This is a genomic window from Sulfurovum sp. MH2-6, assembly GCF_058374785.1.
Genome location: NZ_CM178170.1, coordinates 692,459 through 711,052 on the forward strand (window position 1 = coordinate 692,459; position 18,594 = coordinate 711,052).

The following is an 18,594-nucleotide window of genomic DNA, read 5'->3' on the forward strand; positions in this document are numbered from 1 at the left end:
CGTTTAGATATAATACGCGAAAACTTAGCCCAAGGCTGTATAGATGGCACAGATTTTAGATGAAATTATCAAAAGAACTAAAGCTGATCTTGAAAAGAGAAAAGTGGAGTATCCGGAAGAGTGGCTGGGACGTTCACTTGCATTCAACCCTTTCTTTCCTAAAGATGTAAAAACTGCACTTCGCTCTACAGAAGAGAATCCTTACCGTATCATTGCGGAGATCAAAAAAGCCAGTCCGAGCAAAGGGGTGATCCGTGAGGATTTCGACCCTATGCTGATCGCACAGCAGTATGAGAAAGGTGGGGCAGACTCACTCTCTATTTTGACCGAACCTCACTACTTTCAGGGGGATAAAGAGTATCTGGGAATGGTAAGACGCTATGTGAATCTGCCGCTGCTCCGTAAAGATTTTATCGTAGATAAGTACCAGGTTTTGGAAGCACTGGCTTTCGGTGCGGATTATATCCTTCTTATTGCTGCGGCATTGAGCCGTAAAGAGCTTAAAGAACTTTATGAGTATGCACTGCACCTGGGACTGGACGTACTGGTAGAGGTCCACAATAAAACAGACCTGATCAAGGCGACCTTTGCCGGGGCTCAGATCATCGGTATCAACCATCGTAATCTTGAGACCTTTGAGATGGATATGAGCTTGAGTGAAAAACTTATCCCGCTTATTCCAAAAGGCAAGATCATTGTTGCAGAATCCGGTATCAATGACCATGAGAGAGTAGTAGAACTTTCCAAGATCGGGGCTGATGCTTTCCTGGTCGGTGAGCACTTTATGCGCCAGGATGACATCACCGCTGCACTTAAATCACTTAAATATGGAGAGAACTAAGGAAGTCCCAATGACTTCAATCTCCTTCTCCCCCGCTTCTTTTAGCGGGTACGTTTTCTTGAAAAAAAGACTGTTTTCTCTCTTCATCATAACTATTTTATCTATCCCTGCGAAAGCAATTTTGATCGATTAATCTTTTTCAAAACCTATAGTTGTCACGTTCATATCACGTTGGTTCGATATGATGTAAGATACGGAACTTCGAAGATCAAGGGTGCTAAATCGATTTGATTAAAAACAGGAGGGGAAGATGAAGAAGAGGATTACTTTGTTCGTCGTGATCGGTGTGGGTATCTTAAATCTTGCGCCTACGACACCCGGTGATAATATCAGACCGGGAGTTCTGCTCTATAAAGTAAAAAAGAATGCAAGTGCAGAAGAGTTGAAAAATCTCAATGCAGTGATTCACAGTCATGTGCTGCATGAAGAGATCGTGGATGGTCTGAACCTCCATATCGCCCAGCTTAACAGCAAGGGAAGAGAAAAAGCTATCAGCAAGATGCTTAGGGAAACCGGTGCCGTAAAGTTTGCCGAACCGGATATGATCGTTGCTCCTTCCAATACCCCAAATGACCCGGACTTTTCAAATCAGTGGCATCATACAACGATCAATTCAACGTATGCATGGGATACGCTCACCTCACCGGAGGATATAGAAGCAGTGAAGGTCTGTGTTCTTGATACCGGGGTAGATCAGGACCATCCGGATCTGATCGATAACCTTCTGCCCGGATACAATGCCAATCATCTGCATTCAGTGGAGGATTTCCATGGTCATGGGACCGCTACAGCCGGAGTGATCGGTGCAGTAGGGAACAATGGATTAGGTATCAGCGGTGTATTATGGGATGTTAATATCATACCGGTACAAATCAACAGAAGTACGGATGATCCCAGTGCCTACCTCTCAACAATGGCAAAAGGGATCAAGTGGTGTGCAGACCAGGGTGTAAAAGTGGCAAGTCTTAGTTATGAGGGGGCTGCAGCCTCTTCGATAGATGATGCAGCAACATATCTAAGAGAACATGGCGGCCTGCTCTTTATGGCTGGAGGAAATTCAGGAAATTTTTACAGTACAGTATCCTATCCTGACTGGAACTCTTTTATCGTTGTCGGCTCCACCGGCAAATCCGATACAAAATCCAGCTTTTCCAACTATGGCCCTTTTGTCGACCTTGTTGCTCCCGGAGAGAGTATTTTAACAACCTCTTTGGGAGGGAAAAATGTCTATCACTCCGGGACCTCATTCTCCACTCCTATGGCTGCAGGAGTGGGGGCAATGATCTTTGGTCTTCATCCTGATTTCAGACCTGATGAGGTAGAAAGTATCTTATTGGGTTCAGTGGTGGATTTGGGAGAGGTAGGAGAGGATGACCTCTACGGAAGAGGTCGTTTGGATGCACAAAAAGCAGTGGATATGGCATTGGAGTATATCGATACTGCCTATCAGAGTCCGGTTCCTGTAGCATCGCTGAGCTATTTGACTGATTATGCCCCGAGAGTGGTAAGGTTTGATGGCTCATCATCGAGTGATGACGGTACGATTATAAGCTATCAATGGGATTTTGGTGACGGCAGCAGTGGTGAGGGGATGGTGGTAGAACATACCTATGAAAATCCGGGGCAATACTTGGCCACGCTTACGGTACGTGATGATCAGGAGCTGAGTGCAACCTCTCAAACACTTCGTGTGGAGGTTACAACAGACCCAAGTTTCCTTTATGCCCCTGGTGGATTATCGAGTAGTGTGAATGCCAATAGTATCACCCTATCATGGGTTGATAATTCTGAGAATGAAAAGGGCTTTGTGATAGAGCGGGCAAAGCGGGTGAAAGGGAAGTATCTCTTTACACCGGTTGGTCAGACAGCAGCAAATATAGTGACATTTACTGATACCGTTGGAGAGCAGGGGGCGTATAGGTATCGGGTGAAAGCGTTTAATGATCTAAAGAGCTCTACATACTCTAACGAGAGTCAGGTATCGGTACATAAAAAGGATATCAAGGGAGAGTAAATGTTGGCTTTCCAGGTGGATTTTGTGATCTACCAGACCTCCCTGTTGCAGGTCTGGTAAGGAGATAGTATTGTATTATGCGAGTAGTTTTTTGACCACCTGGTTGATACGTCCGCCGTCTGCACGGCTTCCAATAGCAGTTTTTGCGGCACCCATCACTTTTCCCATATCTTTCATACTCTCAGCACCGACTTGCGTAATGATCTCTTTTAGCGTACTCTCCAGTTCTTCATCACTCATAGGTTCAGGCAGATAGCTCTGTACAATAGCGATCTCTTCATCCTCTTTTGCAACGAGGTCATCACGTCCTGCTTCTGCAAACTGTGCTTTTGCATCCTCTCTCTGTTTGAGATACTTGGCAAGGATTGCCTCTACGTCAGCATCCGTTACCTCTTTGCGTTCGTCAACTTCTATCTGTTTGATGCCTGCCTGGATATTTCTCAGTGTATCTCTTCTGACGATCTCTTTTGCACGCATCGCCTCTTTGATATCATTTTTGATCTGTTCTTTTAAACTCATGTTGTGCTCCTATGAAAGATTTACGAGGATTATACTATAATCCTTGTATGATTATTACGATTCAAGAGAAACAGTTCGATACAAAAAAGATCACGCAGCTTTATCCCGCAGCTGTCATAAAAACCGGTTACGAGAATGAGACCACAAAGGTGAGCCTTGAGTGGCTTGATAGTGAGGCAAAAGGCAAGGTTGAGGTCGTGGGTTTCGGTATCTTCGTACACCTTGGCGAAGAGGAGAAACATGAATTTATCTTTGAGAGCAAAGAGGAGATGGATGCCCTGGCCGGTCAGATCGCTTCTCAGTTAAAGGCAACGAGTTAAAAGCGCGACTAGTAGCGCGGGCACTCTGCCGAAGAGATCCCAGTGATAGCGTAGTAAAATGGGCTTTGCTCATTTTGCGTCCTATAAAAGGAAAGAGATGGATGCCCTGGCCGGCCAGATCGCAGCGCAGTTGAAAAGATAGATTAATAGCGTGGGATTACGTCTGATAATAACTGCCAAAAATGAAATATTTCTTTAAGAATTTTCTTTAGATTTAAGTTAGATTACCCTATTATTCACCTACAAAAAACGGAGATCTTATGACACTATTTCAACTCTTTCTTTTCCTTGTAGCAGGGGTGATTTTTTACCTTTTTTTCAAACAGCTTTTTTCAGGTGAACACCCTAAAAGAGGTGTGGATTTTGAAGCGAAACTTCCTGATGAACAGATCGGTGGCATCAACCGTCCTGACAAGACATTCTCCAAACCCGAGGTAGAGCCGACACGTCTTGAACAGTTGATTCAAATGGCTGATGACGCTGTAGCGAAAGGTGATATGCTGGAAGCAAGTAAAGCGCTACAGAGTGCTTTGATAGTGGATGGGGAGAATATCGATGTGCTTCAAAGGCATGGTTATGTGATGATGCAGATCGATAATCTGGATGAAGCTAAAGAGAGTTTTGAAAAGATTATTTCACTAGACAGTGATGATGACTCCGCGCATGCTTCACTGGCAAATGTTTTACATAAGCTGGGAGAGGAAGAGGGAGCGGTAAAACACCATCTTCACTCTATTGAGCTTGATCCGGAGTATGCTCCCCACCATTTCAACTATGCGAATACACTGTATGATCTGGGACGAAAAGAGGAAGCACTTTCGTCATATACCAAAGCATATGAATTAGACTCCACGCTGGAAGAAGCGAAAAAAATGATTAACAAATTAAAGGGATTAGATGAGTAAAAGTGCATGTTTTGTAACCCAGGAAGCAACGGAAGAGATACTCTCACGCGTAACGCATATGTGTGCGGAGTGTTATGCCGAAATACATCTAGGAGATACCATACATTACGATATGCAGAACTATCGTTATCTTTGTGAACGATGTCAAGAAGAACTTTGTGAAAAGATGAATGATGAGTGTGAGATTATCGCGGAAGAGTCAGACGGACTCTTTGGATAAACAAGACTAGGCGTTCTCTGCCTTCTCTTCTTGTTTTACTTCATACGTAGACATGGTACCTACCATTCTGCTTCCTTCAGCTGTTTTAATGGTCTTGACCGATATTTCACCCTCTACCGAGCCTTCACTTCCAATATCAAGCAGTTCTGATGCAACGACATTTCCTTTGACTGATCCCTGAACAGTGATTTTTTTACTCTCAAGTTTTTCAACAGTCAGTTTACCGTGTGGCTGAACATCGATTGATTGTAGTCCGATAACATTCCCTGTAACGGTACCATCAAGTATCATGGTGTCTGCCTGAATTTTTTTGGATACTTCACCTGTCTCCATCACTTCGAGTGTTTCACAGACAATACTACCTTCCAGCTTACCGTTGATGATCGCATTTTTTGCTTTGACCTCTCCGTATACAACACCGGATTTTCCGATCACCAGTGTATTGCTGACAATAATATCTCCTGTTACTTTACCGTCAATATGTACGGTGTCGCTGCCATGCAGGTTTCCCGTCACCTCCATACAAGAGGTGATGATCGTTGCCGAAGTGATCTTATTGGGTGTTTGCTTGTTTTTTTTGCCTATGAGAAGGGCCATAGTACTCCTTTACTGTTCTGTAGAAAGCGTGATGATATCTTGGGTTTGCTGGAGAATACTCTTCCATCTAACTTGAGTTATTTTATCGCTTATGTCGTTAATGTTCTCTAAATCCCACTGGATAAAAGGTTTTGGATTAAGCCATTTATCCAGGTAGCGGATTTCATAATGGAGGTGGGGGCCGGTACTTCTACCGGTATTTCCTACATAGGCGATCAGGTCTCCTTTGCTGACAAAGTCGCCGCTTTTGACTGCAAAGCCGCTGAGATGCCCATATGCGGTTTTAAAACCGAAAGAGTGGGCAAGCAGTAGGAATTTTCCATAGGCTCCTTTACGTTTGGCCATGACCACAACACCGCTGGCCGGCGCATAGATAGGCGTACCTCTCTTTGCTCTAAGATCAATTGCAGGGTGAAAGGATTTCTTTTTGGTAACCGGGTGGATACGGTAGCCGTAGTCACTGGAGATACGGGTGTACTTGAGAGGTTTGCCATTTGGTATACTCTTGAGGACAAGGGCTTTTTGGATCGAGCTTATCTGCTCCTGCTGCACCTCTTCTTTAAGTGCTTGTACAACCTTGTCACGTGCATTTTCTACTCTATCCTGAAAAGAGGCATTGAGATCAGGTCCATACCCGATCATCTCTTCCACCTCCTGAAGCTTTTCATTGACCGAAGCCAGTTTATCATTATTCTCTTCTATCAACTGTGTAAGTTGTATATTTTCTTTTTGAAGCATGTCATGTTTATATTTATAGTCTGCACTTGTCTCTTCAAGTACTACTATCTCATTTTGAAATTCGATTTTCTGTCTGTTGAGCTTGGAGAGCTGGCTGTTAAGAAAATTGATATAAAAATAGGTGGAAAAAGCGATCGTAAGAAGAAGGAGAATGACTCCCGCTATCACCTTTTTGATGATCTCATGTACACTATACTGTTTTGATCCATGAATATCGCTGATCGTAATGATGAGCCTATTTTTCATCTCTCTCCTTAATGTATCGGATGGCATTGATATAACTTAAAGCATTGAGTGCCGCACCCTGATAGGCGATATCAAAGGCTGTACCGTGGTCAACGGAGGTTCTCAGTATCGGCAGGTTAAGCGAGACATTGATCCCTTCATCAAAGTAGAGTGCTTTGAGCGGTGCAAGTCCCTGATCATGGTACATTGCGATATAGTGGGTATAGTGCTCACGTACTCTGGGGGTAAAGGCGACATCTGGAACGAGAGGTGCGGTAAAGGCCTGCTTTCCCAACGCTCTATGGGCATCCTGGATCGCCTCTTTGATTATGTTCTCTTCATCTCCCAGTACCCCATCATCTCCCGCATGGGGGTTAAGCCCCAGTACTGCTACCGTGTTTTTTGGGTTGGCAGTATGGTAGAAGTCCAGTAAAAAACGGGTAAGCTCTTTTGTATTGATGCGCTCGGCAACTTCTTTGAGAGGAACATGTTCGGTATAGAGTGCGACATACATCTTCGGGCACCCCAGCATCATGATCGCTTCCGCATCAAAAAAGTCACGCAGTGCATCGGTGTGTCCTTTATACTTGACTCCTGCCATCTCCCACGCTTTTTTATGTATAGGAAGTGTACAGATCGCATCCACCGTATCTGTTCTGGCAAGTTCGACAGCTTTGCCAAAAGAGGCATAGGCATAGGCACCGCTCGCTTGGCTTACAACCCCCGGTTCTATCTCAAAGTAGGGTGCAATCTCTTCTATGGTTTGAAACCCTTCAGGGATAGAGAGGTTAAGTTTGGAGGCAGCTTGTTCCAGCATGACCCTGTCGATAGAGTAGATCGGTTTAACCAGTTCACAGATTGCATGGTGGTTTTCAAGGGCTAACTGTATACCGATGCCGTTAAGGTCACCGATACTGATGGCTATCTGTTTTCGGTTTGACATTGTGCGCCTCTTGTCTGCTTAACGTATAAGTTCTTGTTTCATATCGATGATCGCCTGCTCCAATCCGGTATAGACCGAACGTGCGATGATACTCTGACCGATATTCAACTCTTCGATATGCTCGATCTCTACAATGGCAGAGACATTCTGCATATTCAGCCCGTGGCCTGCTGCGACACGAAGCCCGATCTCTTTTGCCTCTTTGCTTAGTGTAGTGAGTATATGAAGCTCTTCATCCATCATTTTTTTCAGTTCACTGCGCGGGAGTTCCAGCTCCGGGATCGTATGGTGCGTCTTTGCCAGGTTGCTATAGAGCATGGCGTAGATATTGGCATATTTCCCGGTATGAAACTCTATCCACTCCACCTCTAAAGCTTTGGATGCCTTCAGCGCTTCAGGTGTCGGATCGATAAAGAGAGAGACTTCGATCTCATGTTCATGCAGTCTTCTGATCGCTTCGGCAAGTTTCGGCTGATCACCGGTAACTGCAAGGCCGCCCTCAGTTGTCACCTCTTCACGTTTCTCGGGTACGAGTGTGACCCGGTGCGGTTTGAGTCTACAGGCGATATCGATCATCTCCGGGGCAATGGCGCACTCAAGGTTCACGGGAAGCGCAGAGAGTTCAATGATATGCTCTGCATCCGCATCCTGCATATGACGTCTGTCCTCACGCAGATGGATCGTGATCTGGTCCGCACCGGCACGTTTGCATATCCCTAAAGCATCCAGTGGATCGGGATCCCCGACTCTTCTTGCTTCTCTCAGTACCGCAATATGATCGATATTGACACCCAGTAACATCATTTACCCCCGAAATAGTATGGTGTTGATTATATCCAAAAATATTTTTGCCCTTCGTAAAATCACCGGCTTTTCAAGTAAAAACATAACAATAACGTTATTTGAGACTTCGGGTACCGGTATGTCGGGGTGAGTAGGGTGGAGAAAATCCACCATCATGGTGGGATGCTCCCACCCTACGACTGATCTCTCGATGCCATGACATTATAATGTAGTATCTGCACCCCAAGGGCACTTCTTCCCTTACGGTCAGTGCGCATTCCCGGTCCGGAGATCGGGAACGAGCCAAAAATCAAACTTATAACAATTATAGTAGTCAAGATAAAAAACTTTTAGAATTGGGTAAAAATAGAATTACAAGATTTAAGACATAGAAAATATAGAGCAAAATAGAGAAGAGCAAAAAAGGGGACAGGCTATTTTCGCCTCGCTCCCATTCGTCCCCGATGGGAGTGCATAGGGAAGTCAGATAAACAGTAACGGTGAAATCCATCGCTAGATGGCAGAGAGGCAAAAGATGTCAGCAAATCCAAGACACATCTACGACAATAATGGAGTGTAAGCAGGCCATAACAATAGTTTTAAGATACGACTTGTATAATCGCCATAACAGAGAAATATGGAGCAATCATGGTAAAGAGAGATATCCTTCCCGTTCAGTCGTACAATGAGATCAAAGAGAAGATAGGCAACGGCAGGCCGACCATACTCTCTTTCGGTATGAGCCATTGCTACAGCTGCATCGCGATGTCCAAGGTCTTTTATGAGATACTGCGGGAGCATCCTGGGCTCCAGATCTACTCTATCGACTCCCAAAAGGACCGTATTATCAGCCGGGATATCTACCGGCTAAAAGAGATGCCGGCACAGCTCTTCTTTGATGAAAACGGGAAAGAGGTATTCCGGCATACCGGCGCGTATAAAAAGCCTGTAGCGGAAGTGATACTTAAAAAGTACGGATTTGCACTTTAAAGCTTCTTGCCGCAGTGTCACATGTTAATCTGAAGAAGTGTCGGCTATGTTCAGTATATTTCTGAGAGATTTTGAAAAACTTTTTACCAGGTGCATATCATTGATGGCGATGGTGGTCATCTCCGACTTGATACGGGGATTTTTTGCCATATCCTCGATGAGCACCATACTGTTCTTATAGGATGCGGCGATTTTTTTATAGATCTTTTCCAGTTCTACCATCGCATCCTCATCCCCCTCTCTTGCTTGATGAAATGCCAAAACGATTTTGAGTATCTGGTAACGCAGGTTTTTATAAAACGTGACCTCTTCACTGCTGGCAGCATCATAGAGCCTGTCAATATCGACCAGCATATCTTTGATCGATTTTGCCGCAGTGGCGAGATAAACATTTTGCCGTAAAAGTCTATCAAGCTGGGACTGGTAGGTTTCACTGCTGTTTTTTGCAGAGAGGATGGAGCTATAGCGGTAGATCTCCCCTTCGATCAGCCTGATCTTTTCATAGAGTTTGTCATAGGAGAGGTCAAAGTTCTGATCATATTTTTCAAGCAGTTTGTCCACAGAGTAGCTCTTCCCAAGGGCTTGCGGAGGGGGGATATTGATCACAAGGAGGGCATACTCCTCGACCTTGTCGGCAAGGTGTGCGATCTCCTTGGTGAGTGCTTCGAGTGCAAGGTCGGGTACATCCGTCGGAACATTATGTATGAAGTGGGTAGGGGGGCTTATCTTTACCACAAAGAAGCCTTTGACCCATGAAGCGAGCTTTTCGATAAAAGGGAACCAGAGGATCACGCCTACCACGTTGAAAAAAGTATGGAAAAGTGCGATCCTGACAACATCATCGACTCCCTGCAGATAGCTGTTAAAAGGGGTAAGCAGCCATGGGAGTGTCAGCAGCACTACCAGTGCGGTAGAGAGGTTGAAGACCAGGTGGGCTACAGCGGTACGTTTTTTATCTGCTATACCGCCCATTGCTCCAAGACCTGCTGTGACAGTGGTCCCGATATTGGCACCGACCACGAATGCAGCTGCCGCTTCAAAGGAGACCATATGGGTAAAGAGTGCACTCTGGATGATCGCTACGGAGGCAGAACTGGACTGGATCACGGCGGTAATAGCGAGGCCGATCAGTGCAAACCAGTAGGGAGAAGGGGCAAGATAATCAGAGAGGTCGAACTCTTTTGAAAAGACCTCAAAGCTCCCTTTCATCCCCTCCAGTCCTAAAAATATAAGTCCAAACCCCACCATCATCCCAAAATAGTTTCTCCATTTTCCAGACTCATTTGCCATTACACCGCCAAGTCCCCCCAGGCCGATCATGACATAGGAGAGGAGTTTGATGTCCATTTTGAAACCGATGAGCGCCACGATCCATGTGGTGACGGTGGTCCCGATATTGGAGCCGAAGATGACACCGATGGCACTGCCGAGATTCATCATCTGCGCGCCAACGAGAGAAAGGGTCATCAGTGTGACGACCGAAGAGCTTTGGAAGAGGGCAGTGGCACTCAGCCCGGTCAAAAGGCTTTTGAACTTTGTTGCCGTGGCATTCTGAACGATACGTTTAAAGGCACGACCCGCAGCGACCTTGATCTGGGCTTCAAGATAGAGCATACCGAACAAAAAGAGTCCAAGTCCCGAGAAAGCCTCTATCCAGACGGTGATACCCTGCATCCCTTACATCCTTTTGGTTCGTAATCCTTGATATCTATATTATATTTAATTTTCATGAAAATTAGCCCCTTCTTCATACTCATCCATAACCAAGATTATGATAAAATCTCGACAAATTATAATCTTGATTACAATATAAAGGCTGGCATATGGCAAAAAAAGAGATCAAAAAAGCAGTTTTGGCTTACAGTGGTGGGTTGGATACAAGTATTATCCTGAAGTGGTTGCAAGATGAGTATAACTGTGAGGTGGTAACATTCACTGCAGACTTGGGACAGGGTGAAGAGGTGGAACCGGCACGTCAGAAAGCACTTGACCTGGGGATCAAAGAAGAGAATATTTTCATTCTTGACCTTCGTGAAGAGTTTGTAAAAGATTTTGTATTCCCGATGTTCAGAGCCAATGCTATCTATGAAGGTGAGTATCTTCTTGGTACATCGATCGCTAGACCGCTTATCTCCAAAAAGCAGATCGAGATCGCAAAACAGACCGGTGCAGACGCAGTATCTCACGGTGCAACAGGAAAAGGAAACGACCAAGTACGTTTCGAGCTTGGTTACCTGAGCCTTGATCCGGATATCGCAGTGATCGCACCATGGAGAGAGTGGGACCTGAACTCACGTGAAAAGCTTCTTGCCTATGCAAAAGAGCATGGTATCGAAATCTCTAAAAAGCATGTAGATGAGCATGGTAACCCTAAAGCAAGTCCTTACTCTATGGATGCAAACCTCCTTCATATCTCTTATGAGGGGCTTCACCTTGAGAATCCTGCAGCGGAACCGGAAGATGATATGTGGCTATGGACAAACTCTCCTGAAGAGGCTCCGGATGAGGCAGAGTATATCACGATCTCTTATAAACACGGTGACCCAGTCGCAATCAACGGTGAAGAGATGAGCCCGGCAACGATCCTTAAGAGACTCAATGATTACGGTAACAAGCATGGTATCGGTCGTATCGATATCGTAGAGAACCGTTATGTGGGAATGAAAGCGCGTGGATGTTATGAGACTCCGGGTGGTACGATCATGCTCAAAGCACACAGAGCAATCGAATCTATCACATTGGATAGAGAAGAGGCACACCTGAAAGACGAGCTTATGCCAAAGTATGCAAAACTGATCTATAACGGATACTGGTGGTCTGCAGAGCGTAAGATGATGCAGGCAGCAATCGATGCAACACAAGAGACAGTTAACGGTGAAGTAAAACTTAAACTTTACAAAGGTAATGTCATCGTAGTGGGTAGAAGTTCTGATGAGTCACTTTACTCAGAAGCACACTCGACATTCGAAGAGGATGAAGTATATAACCAGGCTGATGCTGAAGGCTTTATCCGTCTGAATGCACTTCGTTTTATCATCGAAGGGAAAAAACAGCCGGAGCGTATCGCCGCTATGATCGGTGAAAAGACAGAGAACGAGTAGTTCTCTCTTTTCCCCCTCCTCTTTTCTTTTTATCCCTTTTTTACATTTTAACACTCTTCTGGCTTTACACTTCATACACACAAATGTAGTATAATCTAAAAAATACAACAAAGGAGTATCTCCATGAAAAAGCTTTTTGCGCCGATAGTAATCGGGTTAATGATGATCTTAAGCGGTTGTGCTACGCATGAGAACTTTGTGAAGAGGTATGACGGATGGGTAGGGAAAGATATCACAGCTTTGATTGCGAAGATCGGTTATCCCGACTCAACATTCAGCCTTCCCAATAAGAACAAAGTCTATGTCTATGAACGTTCAAGGGTAGATAGTGTACCGGTAGGTCCTGTGATGGGGTATGGGTATTACGGCTACAGCACGGTAGGGTATCACTACCAGACGGTGACTTCCACCTGTAAACTCTTTTTGGAAACAGATAAGAGAGGCATCATCGTCAAGTGGGGGTATCGTGGTAAATGTCTGAGTTATTAAGAAGGAGAGGGCGGGTCGTAAAGTGACCTGCCGTTTCGGTTCTATGCGGGTTTTAAAATATCCTTCATGACCTCCAGGACCCTGGAGGGTGAGAACTTGAGCAACCTTTCTCTGTAGAAGAAGTGGGGTACCCATTCCAGTAAGAGATAAAGCATCAACATCATCGGATAGAAAGCGTAGTATTCATTTTTAAAGCTCTTGAAGGTATATCGCTCTTCAAACCATTTTTGGGCACTGACCACGCCATTGTAAAAAAGCAGTACCTCCATCGCAAAGATCGATCCCCAGAAAAAGTAGGTCATCCCGACCACCAGCAGTGTACCTTCGATACCGAATACGACGAATACGATCGTTGCAAAGAGTGTCAAAAAGAGTGCAAACGATTTGAATCCGATGGCAGAGAAGATCACAAGTATTGAAAAGACAAAGAGGAGTGCCCCTGCAAGAAAAAAGAGTTCAAGAAAGGTTCTCTGCTCTTCAAAGGTGTTACTGAAGTAAGCTCCCGCAGCGAGTAAAAGAAAGATAGCGATAATGCTGAGAAAAAGAGAACCATACGCTTTCATAACTACTCCTTAGATGATCTCATAGAGTTTTATCAGACTTTTGACATCTGCTTTTCGTCCAAGCCACTCTTCATAGAGTTCAGACATCTCAACTGCCCCGCCGCTTGCGAGTATATACTCTTTATACCCTTTTGCACGTTCCTTGTCAAATCCTGATTCATTATCCAGACAGGAGAAAAAAGCATCGGCACTGAGTACTTCAGCCCATTTATAACTGTAGTAGCCCGCCGCATACCCTCCTGCAAAGATATGTGAAAACCCATGTTGAAATTTGTTATAACTCGGCGGTTTGAGCAGAGAGGTTTTTTCTCTGATGCCATCGAGTAAGCTCTGTACTTCCTCACCCTGGTAGAGGTCCTGGTGCAGTACAAAGTCAAAGAGAGAAAACTCCACCTGACGCAGGATACCGAGGGCTGCCTGGAAGTTTTTTGTCTCTTTGATTTTTGCCATCAGTTCATCTGAGATAGGCTCATCCGTTTCATAATGGAAACCGAAACGTTTGAGGATAGCCGCTTCATAAGCGAAGTTCTCCAAAAACTGTGAAGGGAACTCCACTACATCCCATGCCACACCGTTGATCCCTGAGACCGAACGCTCTTTACATTTGCCAAACAGGTGGTGGATAGCATGTCCCATCTCATGAAAGAGCGTTACCACATCATCATGTCTCAGCAGTGAGGGTGCCTTATCTGTTGTTGGCGAAAAGTTACATACGATGAAAGCCGATGGAAGGTGTAGCTCTCCTTTGCTGTCAACATAATGTGTCTCCCAGTCATGCATCCATGCCCCTCCGCGTTTCTCTTTACGCGCTTCAAGGTCAAAGTAGATACGTCCGGAGAGTTTGCCCTCTTCGAAGATGTCAAAAGGTTTTACACAGGTGTGCCAGGTCGGTACCTCTGCAGGTTTAAAGGTGACACCGAAAAGTTCCGAAACGATGTACAAGAGCCCCTCTAAAACTTTCTCCTGTTTGAAGTAGGGTTTGGTCATCGTATCATCAAAGTCAAACTTCTCTTTTTTCAGTTTTTCCGAATAGTAGCCTACATCATATCCTGCAAGATCTTCGATACCGTCTACACGTTTCGCATAGTCACGTAGTTCTTCAAGTTCTTTTTTGGCTTGAGGCAAGGCAGCATCTGCCAAATCATTTAAGAATGTGATGACATCATCTTCGTGACTTGCATCGCGTGTCTCCAGTGCATACTCAGCGTAAGAGCTAAAGCCCAGGAGTTGTGATTTTTCATATTTGAGGGCCAGTATCTGATCGATCACTTCTGCATTCTCAGGTGCTCTTGTCGCATAGGCTTTAGAGAGCTCTTTTCTGTATTCTCTGTTCGGTCCGTACGTCATGTAGGCAAGATAACTGGGAAATTGAAGTGTAAATTTATAGAGACTCTTTCCATCGATCTCCTCTCTGGCTGCATCGATATCAGACTGAGGCATGCCCATAACATCCTTTTCATCTTCGATGATAAGTTCATAGGCATTGGTCGCATCAAGAAGATTTTGTGAAAACTGGTTGGAGAGTTCAGAGAGCTTGAGACTGATCTCTTCCATGCGTTTTTTCTTCTCTTCGGGAAGATTGACCCCTGAGAGTACAAAGCCTCTCACTTCATGTTCCAGCACTTTTTTCGCCTCTTTTGAATCCGCTTTGATCGCTTCTATCTTTCTAAACAGGGCTTCATTTTGTGCCATTTCGGAACTGAACTTTGAAAGCAGAGGGAGAGAGGCTTCATAGGCTTTCTGTGTCTCTTCGGAGTTCATAACACTGTTGAGGTGTGAGAGGGGGGTAAAGAAAAGGCCGAGTTCTTCGTCAAGATCCTGCAAGGGTTTAAGTACCTCATTGTAGTTCACTGCATCAGAATCAGTGATAGATTTGATCTCTTGTCGTTGTCTATTTAAAAGTGCTTCCAGATCTTTTGGAAATTGTTCTAAATGATTGAGTTTGAATTCTTGAAACATAGGCTATCCTGCAATTGGCTTTTATGGCATTTTACTATGTGTTAGTAAAACTTTGATAAAATATATGCAATTTTAAGACTTAACAGGAATTTATAAAATGAAAGTATTATTGATAAAAGAGGTAAAATCACTCGGGAGCGCCGGTGAGATCAAAGAGGTAAAAGACGGATATGGTCAGAATTTTCTGATCGGGAAAGGTTTGGCAAAGCTTGCAACTCCGGAAGTGGTTGAGGAGTGGAAGGCTGAGCAGGCACGTATGGCTCAGGAACTGGCTGATGAAATCGCTAGACTTGAAGCAGAGAAGATCACACTGGAGGCTGCTACGATCAAGATCGAAAAAGAGGCTGCACCTGTAGGGATCAAAGGATCTGTGGGAAATGGTGATATCGCAAAAGCGGTGTTGGAGCAGATGAATATCGAACTTGATAAGAAAAATATCAACTTGAAAAAAGCGATCAAGTCTGCTGGTATTCACACTGTCGATACAAAGCTTGGTCACGGTATCCACGCTGCACTCAAAGTAGAGATAGTAGGGGTATAGATGTTTGAAGCAACTACGATACTGGGCTATAAAGGCGATGGCAAAGCGGTGATCGGCGGTGATGGCCAGGTGACATTCGGAGATACGGTACTCAAAGGGAATGCGACCAAGATACGTACGCTTTACAACGGAAGTATATTGGCAGGATTTGCAGGAAGCACGGCAGATGCATTTAATCTTTTTGATATGTTCGAAGCCAAGCTCTCTGAGTACAAAGGCGATCTCTTCAAGTCCGTGATAGGGTTTTCAAAGATGTGGCGTAAGGATAAACACCTGCGTCAGCTTGAAGCGATGATGATCGTACTCAACAAAGAGCATATCTTTATCCTCTCCGGAACAGGGGATGTGGTAGAACCGCAGGATGGAAAGATCGCAGCGATCGGTTCGGGCGGAAACTATGCGATCTCCGCAGCCAGAGCGTTGGATAAGCATGCCGAACTTGATCCAAGAACACTGGTAGAAGAGTCTCTGCAGATTGCGGGGGAACTCTGTATCTACACCAATACCAATATTAAAATCTTAGAACTATAAGGAAGAGATTAGTGGATAAGTTGACACCTAAAGAGATCGTAGCGTATCTGGATAAGTATGTAATCGGTCAAAAAGATGCGAAAAAAACCATAGCAGTTGCACTCAGAAACCGTTATAGACGCATGCAGCTGGATGAAGAGATGCAGCATGATGTTGTGCCGAAAAACATTTTGATGATAGGAAGTACCGGGGTAGGGAAGACGGAGATTGCTAGACGTATGGCAAAAATGATGAACCTGCCTTTTATCAAAGTGGAAGCGAGTAAATATACGGAAGTGGGGTTTGTGGGACGTGATGTAGAGTCAATGGTACGTGACCTTGCCACGACATCCCTCGCTTTGGTAAGAGAAGAAGAGAATGAGAAGAATCAAGAGAAGATTGCCAATTATGTAGAGAACAAGATCATCGAAAAGCTTCTTCCACCTCTTCCTTCCGGTGCCAGTGAAGAGAAAAAAGCGGATTATGAGAAAGCGTTTGCCAAGATGCAGGAGAAGTTTGAAAAAGGTGAACTGGATGATCTGCTGGTAAAAGTAGAGGTCCCGGACCATCCGACACTCTCGGATGACGGTCTCCCTCCTCAAATGATCCAGGTACAAGAGTCTATCGTCAAAGTGCTTGGTGCATACGGAAAGAAAGGGAGTGAAAAAGAACTTCCGGTGAAAGATGCGAAGAAGATCCTTGAGTCTGAAGCGAGCCAGGAGCTGCTGGACGAAGAACAGTTAAAAACGCTGGCTCTTGAGAAGGTGGAGAAAGGCGGTATCATCTTTCTGGACGAAATAGACAAAATTGCCGTCTCTGCTTCGGCACAGAGCAGACAAGATCCAAGCAAGGAGGGGGTACAGAGAGATCTCCTGCCTATCGTTGAAGGGTCTACTGTACAGACGAAACTGGGGATGGTCAAGACGGACCATATACTCTTTATCGCTGCGGGTGCTTTCCACCTGAGTAAACCGAGTGATCTGATCCCTGAACTGCAGGGGAGATTTCCATTGAGAGTCGAACTGAACAGTCTGGATGAAGAGACGCTCTATCGTATCCTGACAGAACCGAAACATTCATTGATCAAGCAATATCAGGCATTAATGGATGTAGAAGGCGTCTCTTTGAAATTTGAAGAAGAGGCACTGAGAGCGATCGCACACTACTCATTGACTGCCAATGAGAAAACAGAAGATATCGGTGCACGACGTCTACATACCGTATTGGAGAAGGTACTTGAAGAGATCAGCTTCAGTGCAGACGAGTATGCAGGAGAGGAAGTATCGATCGGGAAAACTTTGATCGAAGAGAAGATCGGCAGCGTCGTAGAGGATGAAGATGCTACACGTTACATACTATAAAAGAGAGTGTCAAGTGCGTACAGTTTATTTGACCGGACAGAGAGAAGTGAGAAGTCACCTTAAGGATAAAAATGATGTCTAAAGAAAAGACAAAAGCGGGTTTCGTAGCGGTAGTAGGGCGTCCCAATGCGGGAAAGAGTACATTATTGAATCACATTGTGGGAGAGAAACTTGCAATGGTCTCCAAAAAAGCCCAGGCGACACGCAAGCGTATGAACATTATAGAGATGCATAAAGGTGCACAGATCATTTTCGTGGATACTCCGGGTATCCATAAAAAAGAGAAACTGCTTAATGAGTTCATGCTTGATGAAGCCCTGAAGGCCATGGGAGATGCTGATCTCATTGTTTTTCTTGCACCTGTGACGGACAGACTGGATGAGTATGAGAAGTTCCTGAAGATGAGTGAGTCCAAAGGTATCAAACATATTGTCGTACTTACGAAGATAGATCATGCCAAACAGGGGGATATCCTGAAAAAACTCGGAGAGTACCAGAAGTATCAGGATAGATTTGAAGCCATTATCCCTTTTTCTGTCAATAAAAAAGTAGGAAGAGACCAACTGCTTGATGAGATCGTAAAGTATCTGCCGGAGTCCCCATACCTCTACGATCCGGAACTGCTTACGACAGACAATATACGTGATATCTACAAAGAGTTGATAAGAGAATCAATTTTTGAAAACCTGAGCGATGAAATCCCCTATGAGAGCGATGTAATCATCGACAAGATAGATGAAGCTGACAATATAGACCGGGTCTACGCAACGATCATTGTCGAAAAGGATACCCAAAAAGGGATGATTGTCGGCAAAAGAGGAGAGGGGATCAAGCGTGTAGGAAAGTTAGCTAGAGAGCACCTTGAAGAGTTCGCACAGAAGAAAATCTATCTGGATCTCCATGTAGCCGTGAAAAAAGGATGGAGCAAAAACAGAGACGACCTAGAATCGTTCGGTTATGTATTTTAAGCTTGTA

20 protein-coding genes are annotated in these 18,594 nt (G+C 44.7%); 12 read left to right on the forward strand and 8 right to left on the reverse strand.

Annotation, left to right across the window (positions count from 1 at the left end; all coding sequences use genetic code 11):
• Positions 1-43 precede the first annotated feature (43 nt).
• Both trpC and AC4JOV_RS03490 read left to right on the forward strand, forming a co-directional pair.
• The gene (trpC, locus tag AC4JOV_RS03485) at positions 44-841 is read left to right on the forward strand and encodes an indole-3-glycerol phosphate synthase TrpC (RefSeq protein WP_229936535.1); all 798 of its coding nucleotides are present in this window, start codon (positions 44-46) and stop codon (positions 839-841) included.
• Positions 842-1,091: 250 nt separating this feature from the next.
• Positions 1,092-2,855: a S8 family serine peptidase gene (locus AC4JOV_RS03490; RefSeq protein ID WP_229936534.1), complete on the forward strand. Its 1,764-nt coding sequence runs from the start codon at positions 1,092-1,094 to the stop codon at positions 2,853-2,855.
• A 75-nt stretch (positions 2,856-2,930) separates the two neighbouring features.
• Here AC4JOV_RS03490 and AC4JOV_RS03495 read toward each other — a convergent pair whose 3' ends face one another.
• Positions 2,931-3,374 carry a GatB/YqeY domain-containing protein gene (locus AC4JOV_RS03495; RefSeq protein ID WP_229936533.1) on the reverse strand — a complete coding sequence of 148 codons (444 nt, stop codon included), beginning with the start codon at positions 3,372-3,374 and terminating at the stop codon, positions 2,931-2,933.
• A gap of 47 nt (positions 3,375-3,421) precedes the next feature.
• Here AC4JOV_RS03495 and AC4JOV_RS03500 point away from each other — a divergent pair, with 47 nt between their 5' ends.
• From AC4JOV_RS03500 to AC4JOV_RS03510, 3 genes are all read left to right on the forward strand, one after another.
• Positions 3,422-3,694 carry a phosphomannomutase gene (locus AC4JOV_RS03500; protein WP_491522182.1) on the forward strand — a complete coding sequence of 91 codons (273 nt, stop codon included), beginning with the start codon at positions 3,422-3,424 and terminating at the stop codon, positions 3,692-3,694.
• Between the two features lie 260 nt (positions 3,695-3,954).
• Positions 3,955-4,599, forward strand: a complete 645-nt coding sequence (locus AC4JOV_RS03505) for a tetratricopeptide repeat protein (RefSeq protein WP_229936531.1) — start codon at positions 3,955-3,957, stop codon at positions 4,597-4,599.
• The gene (locus tag AC4JOV_RS03510; RefSeq protein WP_229936530.1) at positions 4,592-4,819 is read left to right on the forward strand and encodes a hypothetical protein; all 228 of its coding nucleotides are present in this window, start codon (positions 4,592-4,594) and stop codon (positions 4,817-4,819) included. The genes AC4JOV_RS03505 and AC4JOV_RS03510 overlap by 8 nt, the downstream gene beginning before the upstream one ends.
• 6 nt (positions 4,820-4,825) lie before the next feature.
• Here the strand turns inward: AC4JOV_RS03510 and AC4JOV_RS03515 are convergent, their stop codons facing one another.
• Genes AC4JOV_RS03515 through AC4JOV_RS03530 form a run of 4 tightly spaced genes read right to left on the reverse strand, consistent with a single transcriptional unit; the run spans position 4,826 to position 8,123 of the window.
• Positions 4,826-5,416 (reverse strand): bactofilin family protein, encoded by a 591-nt coding sequence (locus AC4JOV_RS03515; RefSeq protein WP_229936529.1) that lies wholly within the window; start codon positions 5,414-5,416, stop codon positions 4,826-4,828.
• A gap of 9 nt (positions 5,417-5,425) precedes the next feature.
• Entirely contained in the window at positions 5,426-6,400 is a 975-nt protein-coding gene (locus AC4JOV_RS03520; protein ID WP_229936528.1) for a M23 family metallopeptidase, read from the reverse strand.
• Positions 6,390-7,322 carry a 4-hydroxythreonine-4-phosphate dehydrogenase gene (gene pdxA / locus AC4JOV_RS03525; RefSeq protein WP_229936527.1) on the reverse strand — a complete coding sequence of 311 codons (933 nt, stop codon included), beginning with the start codon at positions 7,320-7,322 and terminating at the stop codon, positions 6,390-6,392. The genes AC4JOV_RS03520 and pdxA overlap by 11 nt, the downstream gene beginning before the upstream one ends.
• A gap of 18 nt (positions 7,323-7,340) precedes the next feature.
• Positions 7,341-8,123 (reverse strand): pyridoxine 5'-phosphate synthase, encoded by a 783-nt coding sequence (locus AC4JOV_RS03530; RefSeq protein WP_229936526.1) that lies wholly within the window; start codon positions 8,121-8,123, stop codon positions 7,341-7,343.
• A 630-nt stretch (positions 8,124-8,753) separates the two neighbouring features.
• On the opposite strand from AC4JOV_RS03530, the gene AC4JOV_RS03535 reads away from it, so the two are divergent.
• The gene (locus AC4JOV_RS03535) at positions 8,754-9,095 is read left to right on the forward strand and encodes a thioredoxin family protein (protein WP_229936525.1); all 342 of its coding nucleotides are present in this window, start codon (positions 8,754-8,756) and stop codon (positions 9,093-9,095) included.
• Positions 9,096-9,119: 24 nt separating this feature from the next.
• Here the strand turns inward: AC4JOV_RS03535 and AC4JOV_RS03540 are convergent, their stop codons facing one another.
• On the reverse strand, positions 9,120-10,769 hold the full coding sequence (locus tag AC4JOV_RS03540) for a Na/Pi cotransporter family protein (RefSeq protein ID WP_229936524.1): 1,650 nt from the start codon (positions 10,767-10,769) through the stop codon (positions 9,120-9,122).
• Positions 10,770-10,918: 149 nt separating this feature from the next.
• Between AC4JOV_RS03540 and AC4JOV_RS03545 the strand changes: the two genes are divergently transcribed.
• A complete protein-coding gene (locus AC4JOV_RS03545) occupies positions 10,919-12,196 on the forward strand; it encodes an argininosuccinate synthase (RefSeq protein ID WP_229936523.1) in 1,278 nt (425 codons plus the stop codon).
• 123 nt (positions 12,197-12,319) lie between these two features.
• Entirely contained in the window at positions 12,320-12,685 is a 366-nt protein-coding gene (locus AC4JOV_RS03550; protein WP_229936522.1) for a hypothetical protein, read from the forward strand.
• 41 nt (positions 12,686-12,726) lie between these two features.
• On the opposite strand, the gene AC4JOV_RS03555 is transcribed toward AC4JOV_RS03550, so the two are convergent.
• Entirely contained in the window at positions 12,727-13,248 is a 522-nt protein-coding gene (locus AC4JOV_RS03555; RefSeq protein ID WP_229936521.1) for a hypothetical protein, read from the reverse strand.
• A gap of 9 nt (positions 13,249-13,257) precedes the next feature.
• Positions 13,258-15,207: a M3 family metallopeptidase gene (locus AC4JOV_RS03560; RefSeq protein WP_229936520.1), complete on the reverse strand. Its 1,950-nt coding sequence runs from the start codon at positions 15,205-15,207 to the stop codon at positions 13,258-13,260.
• 97 nt (positions 15,208-15,304) lie between these two features.
• On the opposite strand from AC4JOV_RS03560, the gene rplI reads away from it, so the two are divergent.
• From rplI to era, 4 genes are all read left to right on the forward strand, one after another.
• Positions 15,305-15,748 carry a 50S ribosomal protein L9 gene (gene rplI / locus AC4JOV_RS03565; RefSeq protein ID WP_229936519.1) on the forward strand — a complete coding sequence of 148 codons (444 nt, stop codon included), beginning with the start codon at positions 15,305-15,307 and terminating at the stop codon, positions 15,746-15,748.
• A complete protein-coding gene (gene hslV, locus AC4JOV_RS03570) occupies positions 15,749-16,279 on the forward strand; it encodes an ATP-dependent protease subunit HslV (protein ID WP_229936518.1) in 531 nt (176 codons plus the stop codon).
• Between the two features lie 11 nt (positions 16,280-16,290).
• Complete coding sequence (hslU, locus tag AC4JOV_RS03575; RefSeq protein ID WP_229936517.1) at positions 16,291-17,619, forward strand: ATP-dependent protease ATPase subunit HslU; 1,329 nt, start codon at positions 16,291-16,293, stop codon at positions 17,617-17,619.
• A 74-nt stretch (positions 17,620-17,693) separates the two neighbouring features.
• A complete protein-coding gene (gene era / locus AC4JOV_RS03580) occupies positions 17,694-18,587 on the forward strand; it encodes a GTPase Era (RefSeq protein WP_491522183.1) in 894 nt (297 codons plus the stop codon).
• Positions 18,588-18,594 lie beyond the last annotated feature (7 nt).